Source organism: Treponema sp. OMZ 798 (genome assembly GCF_024181385.1).
Lineage (GTDB): Bacteria > Spirochaetota > Spirochaetia > Treponematales > Treponemataceae > Treponema_B.
Genome location: NZ_CP051305.1, coordinates 2,160,156 through 2,176,444 on the forward strand (window position 1 = coordinate 2,160,156; position 16,289 = coordinate 2,176,444).

Consider the following 16,289-nt stretch of genomic DNA (forward strand, 5'->3'; position numbering starts at 1 on the left):
TAAAAACGCGGGGCTTTTTAATAAGCCCTGCGTTTTTTTTGCCGAAACTTATATCGATACCTACTATTAGGAGAGCTTATGATTTGGGACAATGTTGCAGGCATTTATGATATTTTTGCAAATCTTTATAACAGCAAAGTTCATGAGGTTCTTTGTAAAAAGATAAATTCTATGATTACAAACCAAGACATTGTTTTGGAATGCGCTTGCGGAACAGGCATGCTTAGCCTTGGTGTCGCTCAGCGATGCAAAAAAATCATAGCAACAGACATATCAAAGAACATGCTAAAAAGGGCAATAAAGAAATGTAAGGCCTATACAAATGCCGAATTTTGTGAAGCCGATATCCTTCACCTTAATTATCCCGATAAAAGTTTTACCAAAGTTATAGCCGCAAATGTTATTCATCTGTTGGATGATCCGTACAAAGCCTTAAAAGAACTGGAAAGGGTCTGCTCTGTAAAGGGGAAAATAATCATCCCTACATATATGAACGCCAAAACTTCTAATAAGAAAAGAGGCCTTGCAAATCTTCTTGGAAAAAAAGGAAGCATATTTAAAATAGAATTCACATACGATTCCTACCGTCGGTTTTTTTTCGATGCCGGGTATAAAAATACAGAATACAGTTTGATTGAAGGCAGGGTTCCTTGTGCAGTTGCCGTCATCACAAAAGAATAAAGGCAACTGCACCGGCAAAACTTTCTAAACCTTAAACTGTCTCATTTCCTCGGCAAGATCGTTTATACTGTTTTGATGAGTCTGACTCATAGAGTCTATTACGGAAATGGCCTTGTTTATTTCATCTGCATCAATTGCCATACTATTCATTCCTTCAGTAATTACGGCACTTATGGAAGATATGTTCTGCATCTCTTTTGAAACGGCATTACTGCTCATAAGCATTTCTCCCGAACTTTCTTTTACAGAAGATGTAGCTTGAATAAAATCGGAAATAGCTTTCAAAACTTCTTCACCGCGGGCTATCTGCTCCCTCATAGCCTGCATGATTATATTTTCCTGACTTTTTACGGCAGAAGTAAGTCTGAAATTTTCAATAAAAGTCTCTTGAGATTTAACCGAATCCGATGCAATCGTATCTATCTTTAGTTTAAGATTTTGAAGAACTGTTGTTATGGTTCTTCCTTGAGTACTCGACTCTTCAGAAAGCTTTCTGATTTCATCGGCAACAACTGCAAATCCCTTACCTGCCTCTCCTGCATGAGCGGCTTCAATAGCAGCATTCATAGCAAGAAGATTCGTCTGGCTTGCAATATGCTGAATAATCTTTCCCGCATTTAAAAGACCTTCAGATTCTTCACTCATTTCGGCTGTAAGTTTTGCAGAATCCATGGAAGATTGTTTTACATATCCTGAAGCTTCTTCAAGCCGTGTAATTAAATCTCTATTCTTTTCTAAAATATCCCCGACACTTCGAATATCCAGTATAAGCTGTTCCATTGCCGAAGACGAAACGGTCATACTTGCAGCCTGATTTTCAATATGAGAATCCAATTTTTCGATATTTTGAAGCAGAACATTTATTGAAGAACCTGTCTCATCAATACTTGAAAACTGTTTTGAAATTCTTTCTTTTATTTCGTCAATGTTGGAAGTTATTTGATTTACGGAACCGGCCGTCTGAGCTATGCTTCCTACAAGCTCTTCGCTAAAATTCCGCATTATATCGGTATTTTTTGATGCCGTTTTAATGGAAGCTCCTATCTTTGACATAGTCTTGTTAAAATAGGCGGATAATTTTGCAGTTTCGTCCCTACCCTTTATAGGAAGCCTGACAGTTAAATCACCCTCACCTTCCGAAATATCTTTTAACACATAAAGAACCTTTTTTATCGGGTCAGTAATTTTAAGAACAATTACTACAAAAACTATGAGAAATATCGACAGCACAACCAGGCTTATACTGAGGATTGAGTTTATGACCGAGTAATATTCCGCATAAACCTCATCTTCCTGAATAAGTCCTACAATCCGCCAATCAAGCCCCTCTATAACCTTTGTATAAGTAAGCCAATATTTGCCTTCCATAAATATTTTTACATTTACTGAATCTTTAAGCTTTACAAAATCTGGAACTGGCACATCAGAAATATTTTTAAAGTTAAAATCCTTATGTTTAGGATCAGCCAGTATTGTACCGTCCCCTTGAATAAGCATAAAATACCCGTTTGTCCCAAGCTTGGACTTGGAAATCATATCGGTCAAAGTGGTAAGCGTAACTTCAATACCTACATTGCCTAAAAATTCATTTTCTTGCGAAAAAACACTTTTGTAAAGACCGATAACTGTATCGCCGACTGTAGATTCAAAAGCTTCGGCTATTACAGTCTCTCCATTCGCAGCAGCTGCATCTTCATACCACTTTCGTTTACGGGGATCAAAAAAAGCAGGCATTTCTCCGTCATAACTGGTAACCGAACCGCCCCATTTTGTTCCCATATAAACTTCAACATATTCAGGAAAACTTGAAAATAAATTTTTAAACACATCTACTATGTTTTTTTCGGTTTCACTTCGCTTTATATTTTTCAAGCTTGTTTTAGTTTCCGACAAGGCAAAAGAATTTATTGAACTGTCAGCAGACCTGACATCTTTATTTTGTGAAATGGATAATAGAACAGATTTTGCATTATCGAAAAAGATTGTAAACGAATTCGATATATATTCCAAATCCCGAGGAACAACCCTGTCTACCCTCCTTAAATTTTCAGTCTTAATATTCTTTCCGATAATGTATACTGTTAAGCTTGTAAAGACTAAAATAGTAAATATAAAAAACAGTATTACTTTATACCTGATCGAAAACATATTTTCTTTTTTTTGTGTATTATTGGTGCTTATCATCATAGATCTCCCTATATTAAAATCATTCTCTAAAATTTGAATTTTTTTATTGCTTCCGCAAGATCATTTATATTGTCTTGATGAGTTTGACTCATAGAATCTATTTCGGTAATAGCCTTATTTATCTCTTCAGCATCTACAGACATGTCATTCATTCCGCTCGTAATAACTTCACTTATCTTTGATATGTTCTGCATTTCTTTCGATACGGTATTGCTGCTCATAAGCATTTCGCTTGAGCTGTCTTTAACAGATGCTGTTACCTCAATAAAATCCGAAATAGCCTTCAATACTTCCATCTTATGGAAAACATTTTTTCTTTTTGTTTGGTTCCTAGAACCTTTCCTTTCATATAATTCTCCTTCAGAATATAATATATAATAATTTATCTATATATTATAAATTAAATACACTTTTACCAAAACAAAAAAACAAGTATCTTGTTACACTATAGTACGTATATTTTTTTTAAATGCCTCTACTTGACTTTATAGTTGTTTTTTGCTTTACTGTAGGGTACATGAAAAAAAATATAAGTATTATTTTATTTATTCTTATAGGTTCGCTTTGTTTTTCTCAAAATATAACTACCGCGGGCGATTTGTTTGCTTCAGTTTCCGATAGGTATGCTCAAATACAGGATTATATTGTAGATATGAGCATAAGTTCAGGAAATTCAACACAACAGGCTACGGCCATGTTTAAGAGACCCGATAAGCTGCGCTTGGATTTTAGGGTTCCTGAAGAGCAATGCATAGTTTTTAACGGAAACACTCTTTCAATTTACCTGCCCCAATACAGAACCATTTTGACTCAGGATGTCGAACAAAGCAATGCCGGAGGTTCTTCACTGGCAACCCCTCAAGGCCTTTCCCTTATGAAAAGAGGTTACACAATTCAATACGATGCGACATCGGCTCCGCAGCCCTTGGAAGAAGGCTCCTCTGAAAACGTTATAATATTATTGATGAATAGAAAATCTGCAACCGAGACCTTCAAAACTCTTCGCGTTATGATTTATCCTGACGGTAAATTAATACGCCGAATTGAGGCAATACCTGTTTCAGGCGGTAAAATTACATTCGATTTTTATAATTACAGAATAAACGCAGGAGTAGGCAGCAGAAACTTTGTTTTTGATGCTCCTTCTACAGCAAAATCCTTTAATGATTTTCTTTTTGTCGATTAATTTGGTATGGGAGATAAATAATGAACGAAATCGGAAAATTACTCACCGAAACAAGAATAAAAAAAGATCTTGAGCTTGACCAAGTTGCAAGAGAAACAAATATAGCCAAAAGGTACTTGGAAGCCTTGGAAAGCGATGATTATAGCGTTTTCCCCGCAGAGCCGTATATCGTAGGTTTTTTGAGAAATTATTGTGAATATCTGGACCTTGACCCCGAAGAAATAACCAATCTTTATAAACAGATTAAAATACAGGAAACCTCTTTGCCCCCCGATGCCCTATTAGAAAAAAGAGGCTTTGCTTTGTCTAAACCCCTTATTATAGGCTTTGGTGTATTGGCAGCTATTGCATTAATAATTATAGTAGTTTTTTTTGCAATTAAAAGCTGGATACCGGCAATACAGCAAAAACGCAGCCGGGAAAATGCTGTAACCGAAGTCCGGGAAACAAGGGAAGCAAAAACATATGAAATAAATCAGCAAAAGTATGAACAAAGAGTATTTGAGGGTGATGTTTTAAAATTAAGCATAAAAGATAAAGAACACAAGATTGAGGTAGAAAAAATAAGCCCTAAATTAAACTTAAAAACCGGATTGGGAAATCAAATCATAAGCTTAGGACAGACAGTAAAAATAGATCTTGATAATGATTTGACACCGGATATAGAAATTACTTTAGAAGATATCGATAAAAGTAACTCAGAATCCGGAGCTCTGGTATCTATCTTGACCGGAAATAATATTGCACAGGGAACACCCTCTGCAGGAACGGACTTAGTCGTTTCCGAAGGAGACTCTCAAGCATCTGCTGCTTACAAGGTATTGTTTGAAAGCGGGTCTGCCTATCCCGTAACCCTAAATGCTACATTTAGGGGCTACTGCCTATTCAGACATGAGGCGGACAGAGCTAACAGGGAAGAAAGATACTATCAAAAAGCCGAACAGCTTACCGTTCAAGCCAATAACGGTCTAAGAATTTGGGCATCCAACGGAAATGCAGTAAAACTCCAAGTAGTTGCAGGCGGTAAAACAGTAGATTTGGAAGTCAGCCGGCCGGGAGAAGTTATCGTAAAAGACCTCAAGTGGATACGGGACGATGAAACCAAACGCTTTAAATTCATAGTTGTAGATGTCGATTAAAATAGATGCTTCAAAAAAAATTTTTTATGGACTTGCACGGCTGTGCAAAAAACCAGGTTGATGCAGAGCTTATAATAGGGATAATGGATAATTTATCGTGGGAAAACACCTCCAACCCCGATGATGCCGATCTTATCATAGTAAATTCTTGCGGATTTATTAATTCTGCAAAGGAAGAATCGATAAATGCCGTATTACAGGCTAAGGCAGCCCACCCTAAGGCTAAGATTCTCTTAGCAGGATGTTTGGCAGAGCGTTATGCCGAGGTGCTTAAAAAGGATTTACCTGAAGCAGACGGTATTTTTGGCAACGGAAACCTTTATCTATTGCCCCAATTAATAGAGACTATGTTTTCTAAACATACCTTGCCCGAAAAAAGCAGCGAAAAAGCCCTTGTTCCGCCTCAAACAGGAGTCTGCGGAGGGGAAAGACCTAAGATACTTAACTTTCCGCGTTCTGCCTATATCAAAATAACCGAAGGCTGTGATAATTTTTGCAGTTTTTGTGCCATCCCCCTTATCAGAGGCCGGTTAAGAAGCCGATCTGTAAAAGACATCTGTGATGAAATAAAAGCCTTTTTAGAAAAGGGCTTTTATGAATTTAACCTGATCGGACAAGACCTAGCCGCCTATCAAACAGGAAAAGATGACCTAAAAAAGGCTGAATTGCATAAAAAAAACTACTCCGGCTTAGCCCTCCTTTTAAAGAGCATTTCTGAAATAAACGGCAATTTTAAGATAAGATTACTCTACATTCATCCGGACCATTTTCCGCTTGACATTCTTCCTATAATGACGGCAGATACTAGATTTTTGCCCTATTTCGATATTCCCTTTCAATCAGGGGCACAAAAAATAATAAGGGCTATGAACAGAAAAGGCTCTGCCGAAGTTTACCTTGATATCGTAAAGAATATAAGGGAAGCGTTTAAAAAAGCAAACAGTCCATATGGAGAACCTCAAATACGGACAACTTTTCTGGTAGGCTTTCCGGGTGAAACGGATGAGGACTTCAATGAAACTATCGCCTTTTTAAAGAACTTAGAACCTCTTTGGTCGGGAGGCTTTACATATTCAAGGGAAGAAGATACTCCTTCATACTCTTTTAAAGGAAGAGTCTCACAAAAAACAGCCGAATTCCGCCTTGCCGAAATACAAAATATCCAAACCTCCATAACCGAAAAAAAGCTTGATTCTTTTATAGGAAAAGAAATAGAGGTCTTAGTAGAAGAGCTTATTCCGGCAGATCGGCTTTTTGAATTTAATGAGGATGAAGAGACGGAACTTGAAGAGGATACAACATTCTTAGCCCTTGGGCGGACCTGGTTTCAAGCACCTGAAGTTGACGGAGCCGTCATTTTAAGCTTTGACTTAGACAAAAAAGACACGGACGGAAATACCATAGTCCCCGGCTCCATTGTAAAAGCAAAAATCTTAGCCAGAAACGGTTTTGATTTGGAAGCTCTAGCCGTTTAAAACTTATCCATAAAAAATATCATAATTTATAAAGCCTTATAAAAACACGCCGATACTGTAATGAGGTATAATTAATTCGGCCTTAGAATATTTTAGAGGGTTTACTAATTCTTCATAAATATGATAAAATAGGTATTGGAGATTTAAATTGCGTACGAGTTTAAAAGTTCTTATAAGTTTAGTCATCTCTTTAGCTGTATTTTCAGGTCTTTTGTTTTTAACAGCCTCAGATTATGAGTCTTTTACGGAAACAAAAATATATAAGCCGGCCATCTTACGGCATGTCAATGAAAATCTGGAAGAGATCGAAAGAGCTTTTATAGCATGGAATGAAACAAATACCGAGCTATTTAAAAATTTTCTTCGTGAAGAATCATTAATGTCGGCTGTAAAGCAAGATCAAGACCGATCCGACATAGAAGAAAGAAATAACGTTATTGCAAAAATAATATCGACCATCCCCGGATTTGCAGGATTGAGAATAATCGACTCCCAATACCAAAAAATCCACTTTAGTACCTTTCCGGAAGACATTCTAAACAAGACAAACTCAATGCTTTCATATAAGAAGTATAACGATACAGGTAATTTGATTCCATACCAGCATATAGCATCTGCAGACAAGTCGGAAGTAAAAATTACGGCCTCAACAGCTTTTGATGTGATTCTATATTGTTTGCCTTTTTACGATACCTATGATGTATATAGGGGAACGGCCGTTTTTTATATCTCAGGAAACAGCTTTTTATATCATTTGGTTTCGCAAAATATCCTTTCAATCAGTGACGGTTTAGCCCTCCTGTCCGATGAAGCCCATACCATAATAGGTATTTTGACAGGTAACCATAATGTTGTTTCTCCGGAATTAAAAGAAGTCGTTCTTAATGACTGGGAAAGGGTACCTCAAACTTTACGCATAATAGGCCTTGAAGGAGAGGATCGCTGGGTTCTTATCACAAAAAAATCCGACTTTGGTTATATAGGCCGTATAACCGAAAAGAACGTTTTTATGTTTCCCATGGCCGTCAAATATTTTTTGGTTTTTACGGTATTTGTAACCATCTTTTTAATGTTCTTTTTATTATTAAATTTAAAGAGAAATAAACTATTTGTTGCACAAAATAAAATTCAACAACTGCATTGGTCCATCCTAAAAAACTATTTAAAAACATCTCAAAAAGAAAATTGGGCAGAACTTCAAAAAGAGCTTGAGTATCATAGGCATGAGGTAAATGCGGAAATAAAGAAGGGCTTAGGAAAAAAAGCGCTTGAGACAAAGGGAAAAGAAATAGATGATTTCTTGCAAAATAGTTGGCAAGAAATATTTGACATTATAAATAAAACCTCAATAAACAAATCCCTCAGCCAAGACCTAAAAAATATAAAAGCTGAAGAGCTGATAAATCTATTGATGGAAGCGGTAAAAACGCAAAAAGATGGTTCCGATAAGCCAACACCGGCTGCCGAATCGTCAGAATCGCCCGATCGGCTCTCTGAGGTTGAAAAACTTGACGAGATAGAAGAAGTTGAAACTGTTGAAGAACTCGATGAGATAGAAGAAGCTGAAACTGTTGAAGAACTCGATGAGATAGAAGAAGCTGAAACGGTTGAAGAACTCGATGAGATAGAGGAAGTTAAAACTGTTGAAGAACTCGATGAGATAGAAGAAGCTGAAACTGTTGAAGAGCTTGACGAAGTAGAAGAAGCTGAAACGGTTGAAGACCTCGATGAGATAGAGGAAGTTGAAACTGTTGAAGAACTAGATGAAGCAGAAGAAGCTGAAACTATTGAAGAACTAGATGAAGCAGAAGAAGCTGAAACGGTTGAAGAGCTCGATGAGATAGAGGAAGTTGAAACTGTTGAAGAAGTAATCGATGAAATAGAAGATATCGATGACCCAATGCTCCGCTTAAACGATTTAGGATATACTATTTCGGGTTTGGATTTTTCGGAACTTGATGTCCCTATTTCGGAACTGGAAAAAATAGAAGCTAAAAAGGTTGAATACATTACTGACGATTATAGCCCTATACGCTCAATGTGGGGAAAATATGACGACAGTCCCATCTTGGGAACTCTGGATGTAGTAGGAGAAAGTGAACCTGTTCCTTTGCTGGATGTAAACGAAGAGCAAACAATAGTAAACGAGGACGGTGTCTTTATTATCCGTAAAACAGAACCGGTAAAACCTGAAAATAAAGATTTTAAGGCTCTTGTTGACTCAGTACTTAGATAGCACCAAAATGCAAACAATTTTAGACAATTTTAAAAGGTTTCTTTTTATTTTATTTTTTTTTATAGCTTGTTTAAGTATTGTACCATGCCAAAATAGAAACAAACTTGATACCTTTAATTTTAACCTTGATAATCCATGGCTTAGTCTAAAAGCTATCCAAACTGCCTATCCGGATCTTGTAAAGAATATTTCCTTTGATTCGGAATTAAACGATTGGTTTATAACGATAAGAAATCAAAATTTGTATTGGGCAGATGGGAGACTTTTACCGAAAAAAGATCTTAAAAACAAACAAAGATGGGCCCCTATAATTTCTTATTTTTATTCTGATGAAATACAAAATCCTAAAGACTTTTCTGAAGACCTTATATCGGCATTAAAACCTGAAAGTCTAATAAAGAATCGAAAAGTAACCCCTCCTCCAAATTACACCTTTTTTATGCTTTTATTTAATGGGAAAAACCGCAAAGAGATTATAAAGCAAATACGCCGATCACGTTTCTTGGGTTATGATGTCTGGGTGCATCAACGTGTTGTAGGGCCTTTAAGGCGTGTTCAAGCAAAAATATATGAAGCCCAAAAAACAAACACGGAAGTTAAAAAATTTTTAAAAGAACTAAACCAGTGTTGGAGCTTTAACTGGAGGGTTATAGCAGACTCCGGTAAACTTAGCAACCACAGCTGGGGCTCGGCTATCGATCTTTTACCGGCAAACTACAGAAACAAAAAAATCTATTGGTTTTGGGAAGCGGCCAGGAATGATTATTGGATGAAAATAATGCCCTACAGAAGATGGATACCTCCTAAGGCCGTAATAGATGCTTTTGAAAGTGAAGGTTTTATCTGGGGCGGTAAATGGACCCTCTGGGATAATATGCATTTTGAATACCGCCCCGAACTTTTATATATCCGGAATTTTGTTCTATATTCGGAATTTAATACATTTATAGCACAGGACACAAAGAAGTTATATCAAAAGCCTGAAACGGAAACAATTACACTTGATAAAAAAATACCACCGCAGCTTGCAGATATTTTTCAAATGGCAGAATTAGTAAAATTTACCTTATCCTTTTCCAATAATCTGATGTCCTTTTACGGTATCGGTGATAAAGCTCAAGAAAATCATATTGAGGAAGAAAATATAGAAGAACCTCAAGAACCAAAATACCTGGAGGAAATGATTGATTAAGATTATTTTAGGAATATTTATAATTGCAATATCCTTTTTAGTTGGACTTATTATCGGAAAATATAAAGAAAGGAGTTTGAATCTAAAGAATTTAAAAGAAGCCAGAAAGGATGCCGTAAAACGCTCAAGAGCAATATTAAACGGACAGCTTTCAGAGCAGCTCGCACCGTTTTTTCCCGGTTTTCCTGCAGATCCCACCGAGATACATTTTATCGGTAAGCCGATAGACTACATAGCATTTAACGGATCATCTCAAGGCTCCATCAAAGATATAAGCTTTATAGAAGTAAAGACAGGCTCATCATCTTTGAGTGCCGTTGAAAGATCATTAAAAGATGCTGTGGAAAAAGGAAAAATAAAATATGTAGAATACAGGGTAGATAGAGATTTTAGATTAAACCGTATAAAAAAGCAGTAAAATGAATAAAAATACATATTTTTCTTAAAAATACTTGACAGTTTTTATTTAATTTGATAGATTATATCCACACACAGAAAAGATACACATACTACTTCAAAAAGACCCCCCGTATCCTCCTTTCGGGGGTTCTTTTTCTTTATTCGTGCGGAGGGTTTAATACCCTGACGCTCTGCGTCGGGGTTGTTGATTTTGATCAAGAATTTATTCTACCTTATAAAAAAATCCTTATCTATAATTTCAACAGAAATCTCATCATTCCCAAAAACCGAAATGGAATTATCTTTATAAAATAAAAAACAGGCGGGCATTTTAGGTCTGCCGATAAGAGGGAACTCTTCCGCCGCCAATTTTTGTAAAAGAGCTCTTGTTTTTTCTTCAGCTAAAACATAGCCGGAAGTAGAAAGAGCATCTGCAAGGGCAGAGCTTTCACTCATAATGGAAACGGCATTTAAATCGTTTTGTACAGGATAACCTGTCTTTGAATCAAAGATATGATGATAAAGCACACCGTCTTTTTTTATAAATCTTTCATAATTCCCCGATGTTACAAGTGAAGCATCTTGAAGATCCATACTGACAACAGAATTATTCCTACCGATTATAGGGTTCCTCAAAGCAACCTTCCAAGTTTTCCACGACGGATTTTTACCTGAGGCAAGAATATTTCCGCCTAAATCTATTAAAAAATCCTCTATACCATAATCCAAAAGAATTTTTGCAATCTTATCGGCAGCATAGCCCTTTGCAATCCCGCCAAGATCCAGCCTCATACCTTCTTTTTGCAAAAATACCTTGTTTCCGTCACTTAGGATTATATTTTTATAGTCTAAAAGAGGGAGAACCCTTTTAATATCGTCAGGTGAAGGAACGGCCTCATTTTCAAAGCCTATGTTCCAAATTTTGACTAAGGGGCCTATGGCCGGATTAAAGGCGCCATCGGTAAGCTCTGCCATCATAAGGGAAATTTGCAAAAGCTCGTATAATTCCGGCGAAACCTCCATAGGAGAAAGACCGGCCGCTTTGTTTAAGCGCTCAAGCTCCGACTCTTCCGCAGCGGTTAAGCCTTTTAGGTTATTATTTTCTACAGAAAGCTTATCGGTGTTTGCATTAAAGATTGAATCAAGCCTCAGCAAGGTCTCATACACCTTTTCTAAAGCCGCTTCCGCCTTTTTCTTAGGCTCGGAGGTCAGGATACGTACCCTGCAAACCGTTCCAAGAGAAAACCATGTTTTAGAATATTCGCTTCGTGCAGGCGTACAAGAAAAAATAAGAAGAACTAAAAAAAAGAAAAAAAATTTTAAATGTTTAAGCATAAAAGAAAGGCCGATATCAATTGTCTTGTACTTTTTTTTGCTTTATTCCGTTTAAAATTAAATTTATACAAAGCCCTATTCCGCAGCAAACTATAAAAGAGTCGGCAGCGTTAAATGTAGGCCAGCGCTCCATGCCCAAAATACCGAAAAATTTTACATCTATAAAGTCTACAACACCTTCAGATCTAAAAAAACGGTCTATGAGGTTTCCGAAGCCTCCGCCTATTATGCCGCATATAAACCATCTTTGAGCCTTTGTCAATTCCGCCGATCTTAGATAGGCCCCGGTAAGGGCTACTAAGAGTAAAAATGGTAAAAAAACCAAGAATATCTTTCTTGGAATTTCTCCGAAACCGGCTCCAAGACTGAAGGCTGCCCCGGTATTGTATACAAGCCTTAAATTCAAAAGGTCTCCGATTACCGGAATAGCTTCATTTACGGACATATATTTTACAACTAAAATTTTAGTAACTTGGTCTACAATAATAACTATTGCAGTAAGCAAAAAAGGAAGATAATAATCTTTTTTATTATTCACAGGATCCTGCCTTATAATACATATAGATTTTGTTCTTTTGACCGGCGTGTATTAACATAACGGGTTAGGTCGGTCATGTTTTGTACGATAATTCTATCATCATAAACGGATATACGGCCTTGATCTATGAACTTACGCATACTGTCCTCTGTTTCTTCTTTTGAAAGGCCAGCCCAACGGGAAACCTCTTCAATGGTCGTATCAAAGGAGCGCATTTCCGTAGTGCGGTCAAGGCTGGGCTGGGTTTCATCCAGCATTAAAAAGACGTCTGCAATTCTTGCAGGTCTGTCTTCGATAGTTAAAATCATAAATCGGCGCCGTTGGGCATAGATTCGCCTTACAAAGGTCTTTAAAAGACGCATAGCAATGGCCGGATTTCCCTTCATTAGTATTTCAAAGTTTTCTTTATTGAATTCGAGGGCCATCACATCGTCATAAGCTATGGCTGAGGCTGAACGGGGAGAGTTATCCAATATGGCCATCTCTCCGAAAATTTCTCCCGGCTGCAGAATATCAAGGTTTTTTTCAAAGCCGTTTATAATCTTTATAAGCTGAACACGGCCTGACTGTATTAAATAGAATGAGGACCCGGGTTCAAATTCTGCAAATATAACAGAACCTTTAGGAAATTTTTTTGCAAATCTTGAAAATGAAGAAAAAAGATCCGACATAGTTTACGCTCCTTGCAGCCGGCTGCTGCACTCTTTTTGCAGTTCCCTAATTTTACCTATTATATCGGCACCTGACAAGATGGCAGCCTTATCAAAAAAAGCAATTGCCTTATCGGGTCTTTCCATATCCATATAACACATACCCAGATACATAAGGGCATCTCCTATCTTTAAAGACTTGGGATGCTGGGAAATAAAGCCCGTTAAGAGCTGTAAGCAGCGTACATATTCCTTTTGAGAGTGCAAACTCTTTCCGGCTCCGATGTAAGCATTATCGGTAATCTCATCACCGGCCCCGGCTTCGATTACGGCATGATATTGATCATAGGCAGCTTCAAATTCTCCCTTTTCAAAAAGATCTTCAGCCTTATTATACGCAAGATGAACAGTGCCGTCAGTAACTGCAGCCGGTTTTTCGTGATGAGTAAGAACGGCATCATTATTGTGCCCTTCTGCATTTCCAAAAGAACGGCCTGCAACTTCCGACGTACTTCTGACAATCTGGTCTACTTGTGAAATATACTTTCCGTTAGGATAGATAGCCTTATACCTTGCCCCTACCTGTCCTGCAGCCTTATAGTGTTGGGAGGAATAAAAGGCATTCATAACATTGAAAAGGCCCTCTTCAGGATTTGTTTCTTCTTCACTATCCAAAAGCGAGGCCAGCTGTCTATGGATAGTCCTTAATTGACGGGAAAAAACCTTGATCATCTGTAAAATAATACGGGTATTTGTCTGTGCAAAGGCTTCAAATTCCTTGCTTGTAAAAGAATAAACTATGGAGTCGGTTAGAACCATTGCGCTTTCTTCTCTTGGATAATTGCCCAATGCGGATTTTACTCCAAAAAATTCTCCGGTCTTTATATAATCGGTAACCTGCTCTCCCGTTTCAATGTCTATAGATGTGAGAGCTATGCTGCCCGTGTTTAAGAGGAAAACGCGTTCATCAAAGTCTCCCGAGAAATAAACTACTGAATTTGCCTTGTAATTAATAGCCTTAGGCATTACGGCCTCCCAATATAAAACTTGCGTTCTAATATTCTAACATATTTTTTAAGAAAAACCTAGTCCTTCTTTCTTTTTTTTGATATAATCTTTGTTTATGGTGGATTTACACACGCACTCAACAGCATCGGATGGAACCCTTAGCCCAACGGAACTTGCAGCTGCCGTTAAAAAAGCCGGAATTTCGGCCTTTGCCTTAACAGACCACGATATTTTAAGCGGACTTGATGAGGCTGCTGCAGAAGCCGCAAAACAGGGCATAATTTTTATACGCGGTGTAGAAATAAGCGTTAAGTGGAGCCCCGGAGAGCTTCATTTGTTGGGGCTTGATTTACGCAAAAATTCTCATGAGCTTAATATGCTCTTACAGGATCTGCAGGATGAAAGGATCAATAGGAATCAGAGAATGGCCGAAAAGTTAAAAAAGGCCGGCTTTGATATTTCATACGAAAAGGTCAGAGATTTTGCAGGCGGCGATAAGGGCTTAGGACGGCCCCATTTTGCAGCCTATATGGCAGCCCATAAGATGGTTAAAAAAAATCAGGAAGCCTTTGATAAGTATTTTGCCAAAGGGAGGCCCTTTTTTGAAGAAAAAGAAAATGCCGGCCTTGCTGAGGCAATTTCGGCCGTAAAATCGGCAGGGGGAATCCCTGTTTTAGCCCATCCAATGTCTCTGTATTTATCTTGGTCTTCTCTTCCCGATGTTATAGCTGATTTTAAAAAACAGGGCCTTGTAGGGCTTGAAGCGTGGAATTCTTCGACAAAGTACAATGACTGTAAAAGGCTCGAAAAACTGGCCTCCTCCCTTGATATGCCCGTAACTGCGGGAAGCGATTTTCACGGTTCCATCCGCAAGGACAGAAAACTCGGAGAAACCTCAAAAAACAATATCAAGATTGAAAACCGCTTTTATGAAAATTTAAGGGCACTTCATCCTGACCTTCCACCTCTGCCTATGGCAAAATAGGCCTGTATTAGAAGATTAAAATTATGCAAAAAGAAATAGTAAAAACAAAAAAGATGGTTTTCGGGGCCTCATGTATAGCGGACTTAAAGGACAGCAAAACCGTTTTTATTCCTTATTCACTCCCCGATGAGGTCTTGGAAATTTCAATAGTAAAAGAACATAAAAATTATACCGAGGGAAAAATCGAAAAAATTTTAGAAAGCTCTCCGCACAGGGTAAAACCGAAATGCCCTCACTTTTATGTTTGCGGGGGCTGTAATCTTCAAACAGCCGATGACGAGTATCAGCACTTTTTACGCAAGTCAATGGCTCTTGAAGCCCTTGACAGGGCCTTAAACTCTAATTTTAATTCTACTAATAGTATTTTTGTAAGCGGCCCGGATTGGGAATATCGATCCCGCTTTCAGTTTTACGTTGACGGGGACGGCTCGCTTTCTTTAAAAGAAAATAAAAGCTCCGATTCGGTAAAGATAAAGGATTGTCCTGTTGCAGTACCTGCAATAAGAAACCTTTTAAAATCCGATTTAAAAGAATCTGAGCCGAATTCCAGAGTCCACATTTTTTCGGATGGAAAAAATATTTTTACCGAAAAAAACGCAAAAGACTGTGAGGTGCGGATTGCAGGAAAGAAGATAAAATTTAACCCCTTGGGCTTTTTTCAATCGAATTTAAAAATGACCGAAAAACTGATAAACACGATTTTTGAACATTCAAAAATTTCAGATCGAGTTTTGGACTTTTATTCGGGTGTAGGAACCTTTTCTCTCTTTGCGCATGATAAGGCAAAAGAGATTCATCTTGTTGAGCATAATAAACACGCCCTCGCCTATGCTAAGGAAAATTTTGAGCTAAATAAAAATTCTGCATCAAAGGGAATTAAAGGAATCTCCAAAGATAAAAGCTCAGAGCCTAAAATCTTTTTTCATGGCCTCGACGGAAAAAATTGGGCAAAGACAAAGGAATCAAAGCTCAAATTCGATACGGTTTTTATAGACCCCCCGAGAAGCGGCATAGATAAGGAAGCCCTGTCTTGGCTTTGCTCAAGCGGCACAGGCCAAATTTTTTATATTTCCTGCGACCCCGTAACCTTCGCCCGCGATACTGCGAAACTTCTTTTATCAGGCTACAAGTTGGAACAACATTTTCTATTTGATTTTTATCCTCAAACCCATCACATCGAAACTATGGGAATTTTTAAAAAGAGTTAATTCTCAAACGTTCCCTATTTCTATAATATATAAGTTTTTTGTCTCTAAATTTTCTTATTTACTAAATCCT

At 37.6% G+C, this 16,289-nt stretch carries 15 protein-coding genes; 9 read left to right on the forward strand and 6 right to left on the reverse strand.

The window, feature by feature from the left end; genetic code table 11:
* The first annotated feature begins 78 nt into the window (after positions 1 to 78).
* Positions 79 to 681 (forward strand): class I SAM-dependent methyltransferase, encoded by a 603-nt coding sequence (locus tag E4O07_RS10000; protein ID WP_253685375.1) that lies wholly within the window; start codon positions 79 to 81, stop codon positions 679 to 681.
* A 24-nt stretch (positions 682 to 705) separates the two neighbouring features.
* Here the strand turns inward: E4O07_RS10000 and E4O07_RS10005 are convergent, their stop codons facing one another.
* Together E4O07_RS10005 and E4O07_RS10010 are read right to left on the reverse strand one after the other, a co-directional pair.
* Entirely contained in the window at positions 706 to 2,868 is a 2,163-nt protein-coding gene (locus E4O07_RS10005; protein ID WP_253685377.1) for a methyl-accepting chemotaxis protein, read from the reverse strand.
* A gap of 26 nt (positions 2,869 to 2,894) precedes the next feature.
* Positions 2,895 to 3,164, reverse strand: a complete 270-nt coding sequence (locus tag E4O07_RS10010; protein ID WP_253685379.1) for a hypothetical protein — start codon at positions 3,162 to 3,164, stop codon at positions 2,895 to 2,897.
* A 221-nt stretch (positions 3,165 to 3,385) separates the two neighbouring features.
* Here E4O07_RS10010 and E4O07_RS10015 point away from each other — a divergent pair, with 221 nt between their 5' ends.
* The 6 genes from E4O07_RS10015 to E4O07_RS10040 all read left to right on the forward strand — a co-directional run bounded on the left by E4O07_RS10015 (position 3,386) and on the right by E4O07_RS10040 (position 10,514).
* Positions 3,386 to 4,054 carry a LolA family protein gene (locus tag E4O07_RS10015; protein ID WP_253685381.1) on the forward strand — a complete coding sequence of 223 codons (669 nt, stop codon included), beginning with the start codon at positions 3,386 to 3,388 and terminating at the stop codon, positions 4,052 to 4,054.
* A gap of 20 nt (positions 4,055 to 4,074) precedes the next feature.
* Positions 4,075 to 5,193, forward strand: a complete 1,119-nt coding sequence (locus E4O07_RS10020) for a helix-turn-helix domain-containing protein (RefSeq protein ID WP_253685383.1) — start codon at positions 4,075 to 4,077, stop codon at positions 5,191 to 5,193.
* Between the two features lie 26 nt (positions 5,194 to 5,219).
* Positions 5,220 to 6,668, forward strand: a complete 1,449-nt coding sequence (locus tag E4O07_RS10025) for a MiaB/RimO family radical SAM methylthiotransferase (protein WP_253688139.1) — start codon at positions 5,220 to 5,222, stop codon at positions 6,666 to 6,668.
* 148 nt (positions 6,669 to 6,816) lie between these two features.
* Positions 6,817 to 8,904 carry a hypothetical protein gene (locus E4O07_RS10030; protein WP_253685385.1) on the forward strand — a complete coding sequence of 696 codons (2,088 nt, stop codon included), beginning with the start codon at positions 6,817 to 6,819 and terminating at the stop codon, positions 8,902 to 8,904.
* The gene (locus E4O07_RS10035) at positions 8,885 to 10,096 is read left to right on the forward strand and encodes a M15 family metallopeptidase (RefSeq protein ID WP_371921922.1); all 1,212 of its coding nucleotides are present in this window, start codon (positions 8,885 to 8,887) and stop codon (positions 10,094 to 10,096) included. The genes E4O07_RS10030 and E4O07_RS10035 overlap by 20 nt, the downstream gene beginning before the upstream one ends.
* Complete coding sequence (locus E4O07_RS10040) at positions 10,089 to 10,514, forward strand: Holliday junction resolvase-like protein (protein ID WP_253685389.1); 426 nt, start codon at positions 10,089 to 10,091, stop codon at positions 10,512 to 10,514. The genes E4O07_RS10035 and E4O07_RS10040 overlap by 8 nt, the downstream gene beginning before the upstream one ends.
* Before the next feature lie 209 nt (positions 10,515 to 10,723).
* Here E4O07_RS10040 and E4O07_RS10045 read toward each other — a convergent pair whose 3' ends face one another.
* Genes E4O07_RS10045 through E4O07_RS10060 form a run of 4 tightly spaced genes read right to left on the reverse strand, consistent with a single transcriptional unit; the run spans position 10,724 to position 14,044 of the window.
* On the reverse strand, positions 10,724 to 11,830 hold the full coding sequence (locus E4O07_RS10045; protein ID WP_253685391.1) for an FAD:protein FMN transferase: 1,107 nt from the start codon (positions 11,828 to 11,830) through the stop codon (positions 10,724 to 10,726).
* 16 nt (positions 11,831 to 11,846) lie between these two features.
* Entirely contained in the window at positions 11,847 to 12,368 is a 522-nt protein-coding gene (lspA, locus tag E4O07_RS10050) for a signal peptidase II (protein WP_253685393.1), read from the reverse strand.
* An 11-nt stretch (positions 12,369 to 12,379) separates the two neighbouring features.
* Complete coding sequence (locus tag E4O07_RS10055) at positions 12,380 to 13,039, reverse strand: Crp/Fnr family transcriptional regulator (protein WP_253685395.1); 660 nt, start codon at positions 13,037 to 13,039, stop codon at positions 12,380 to 12,382.
* 3 nt (positions 13,040 to 13,042) lie between these two features.
* A complete protein-coding gene (locus E4O07_RS10060; protein WP_253685397.1) occupies positions 13,043 to 14,044 on the reverse strand; it encodes a cyclic nucleotide-binding domain-containing protein in 1,002 nt (333 codons plus the stop codon).
* A gap of 97 nt (positions 14,045 to 14,141) precedes the next feature.
* Here E4O07_RS10060 and E4O07_RS10065 point away from each other — a divergent pair, with 97 nt between their 5' ends.
* Both E4O07_RS10065 and E4O07_RS10070 read left to right on the forward strand, forming a co-directional pair.
* Positions 14,142 to 15,011, forward strand: coding sequence for a PHP domain-containing protein (locus E4O07_RS10065; protein WP_253685399.1), 870 nt, complete (start codon positions 14,142 to 14,144; stop codon positions 15,009 to 15,011).
* Positions 15,012 to 15,034: 23 nt separating this feature from the next.
* Positions 15,035 to 16,219: a class I SAM-dependent RNA methyltransferase gene (locus E4O07_RS10070; protein WP_253685401.1), complete on the forward strand. Its 1,185-nt coding sequence runs from the start codon at positions 15,035 to 15,037 to the stop codon at positions 16,217 to 16,219.
* Positions 16,220 to 16,289 lie beyond the last annotated feature (70 nt).